This window comes from Streptomyces murinus, from assembly GCF_002154555.1.
GTDB lineage: Bacteria > Actinomycetota > Actinomycetes > Streptomycetales > Streptomycetaceae > Streptomyces > Streptomyces murinus.
Window position 1 is genome coordinate 1 of record NZ_MUNF01000819.1, and the last position, 508, is coordinate 508.

The following is a 508-nucleotide window of genomic DNA, read 5'->3' on the forward strand; positions in this document are numbered from 1 at the left end:
GGGTGTGCTGCGGATCGGCGGCGAGCCCCGCGGCGAACGCGGCGGCCCCCGGGTCGGGTTCGCCCTTGGGGTGCACCAGCAGTGCCCGGCCCTCGGCCCGGCACTGCAACGCCGTCCCGCCCGCCCGGGCGGTGCCCAGTCCTCTGCGCATCCGCTCACCCCACCCGTGCGGCGGAGCCGGTGGGGGACGGATCGGTGGACACCGCGGGGACCGGGGCCTTGCCCGAGGTCCCGCCGACGCCCGAAGCGCCCTGCGGCTGGTGGGAGTCGGCCGAGGGCGAAGCCGTCGCCCCGTCCTGTCCCGCCTTCACCGTCAGCGCCGCCACCGAGCGGTCGAGGACCGGCCCGTGCGGCAGCGCCACCAGCAGGCTCTCCGGCAGCGCGGTCGCGGTGCCGCCGCCGATGCCGAGGGACTGCGCGGCGGATGAGCCCAGCGGGTAGACGATGCCCTGGTCGGTGATCAGGAAGGTGTGCGGACTCGCCACCTGCGCGGCCACCTCCCGCTGGT

Annotated in this window: 1 protein-coding gene; it reads right to left on the minus strand. The window is 77.4% G+C overall.

Translation table 11 applies throughout. The features are described from left to right. Positions 1 to 155 precede the first annotated feature (155 nt). The coding region (locus tag CCN72_RS35455) for a type VII secretion protein EccB (protein ID WP_208638185.1) at positions 156 to 508 on the minus strand (353 nt) is incomplete at its 5' end.